We start from the raw sequence: 1,428 nt of genomic DNA, 5'->3' as shown, positions 1-1,428 counted from the left end.
AGCATTCCGGCCAGATAGCGACGCCCGTCGTGGTCCAAGTCGGCCATCGGGTTGTCCAGTACGAGTGCCGTCGTACCCGCGGCCAGCGCTCTGGCCAGGCCGAGCCACTTCTTGTCACTCCGGGACAGACGGAGAACGGGCGTGGAAGCGGCGTCCGCCAAACGCGCGAGATGCATTGCCCGATCGACCAGTTCATCGGCCACGTCCGCGCTGTGACCCGCGATCTTCGCCGAGAACCGCACGACCTCCGCGACCGACCAGGTCTCGCCGCTCTCGTACACGTCGGGGACCCAGCCGACCCGGGAGCGGACCACCCATGGCTCTGCGCTCGGATCCGCGTCCTCCACGCGGAGCCACCCTCGGTGTGGCCGCAACCGACCGGCGAGCATCGACAACAGCGTCGTCTTGCCCGCGCCGTTCGGCCCGACGACCGCGGTGACCCGGCCCGCGGGGGCGCGGAAGGTCACGTCGTCGATCACCGCGACTCCGGCGAATTCGCGGCGCAGCCCGCTACAAGTAATGCCGAGACTCACCGAGGTTCTCCATCTTCGTGATCCGGTCCGGCCGGGGTGCGCTCAGCAGGGCAACGTTCGCCGATCCCCGGCGAGCGCGGAGAGAACGGCGGCGGTGGCGCGTGGGTCTTCCAGCATGCCGCTGTGGTCGGCCGCGTCGGCAGGACATCCGTCCTGCAGCCACACGTTGCGGTCGGCCGGGCCGGGCGCGGCGAGCAGGGCGGTGTCCTGCGGCGTGATCACCTGGTCGGCGCGGGAGGCGATGGCCGTGTACCGGAGACCGGGCACGGTTTCGCCTCCCGTGTTCAGCCGGTTCAGCAGTGGTGACCCGGCCACCTGCTGCTGGCCCGGAGTCCCGAAGACCTGGGCCGCGATCTGCGCGTCGCCCAGGCCGAGCGCGGCCAGGTCCGGATAGCTGCCGCGCAACCCGGCCCAGGTCGAGCCGCGATACGGCGTGCCGAGAGTCACCACTTGGGACACCGCCTCCGCGCCGCGGGCGCGCAGATACTGCCGGATCACCGTGCCGCCGGTGGAGTGGCCGACCAGCGCCACCCGGCTCGCGCCCGTCGTCTCCCGCACCGCCCGCACGACTTCGGCGAGCTCGCCCGCCATTCGATCGATGTCGGCCACGCCGTAGACGACACGTCCCAGCAGTGCGGCGCCGATCGGCCCGACGCCGGTGGAGCTGGAGCCGGTCTGCCCGCTCACCGCGTCGACGACACCCGGCGCGGCGCCGAGATTCGTGGCGAACACGCAATGTCCTTCGGCCCGGATGGCCGGCGCGAGCAGGGGGAAGCTGCGGCCGATATCGGTGCCCGAGCCGTGCACGAGCACCACCGGCTCCGGTCGCGCCGGTGTGGGCAGGCAAGACCAGTCGTTGGCGCCGTCCAGCGCCGGTGTCTCCGGGGCGGCGGCC

The 1,428-nt window shown here is 72.1% G+C and carries 2 protein-coding genes; both read right to left on the bottom strand.

What is annotated here, in order from left to right; translation table 11 throughout:
* Positions 1-533 (bottom strand): ATP-binding cassette domain-containing protein (locus tag ACIHAX_RS37765; protein ID WP_397282458.1); only part of this gene is annotated, 533 nt, incomplete at its 3' end.
* Positions 534-575: 42 nt separating this feature from the next.
* Positions 576-1,428 (bottom strand): esterase/lipase family protein (locus tag ACIHAX_RS37760; protein WP_397282456.1); only part of this gene is annotated, 853 nt, incomplete at its 5' end.

This window comes from Nocardia sp. NPDC051929 (genome assembly GCF_044548645.1).
GTDB lineage: Bacteria > Actinomycetota > Actinomycetes > Mycobacteriales > Mycobacteriaceae > Nocardia > Nocardia sichangensis.
The sequence above is the reverse complement of the archived record's forward strand: the minus strand, read 5'-3'. Positions and strand labels throughout refer to the sequence as shown.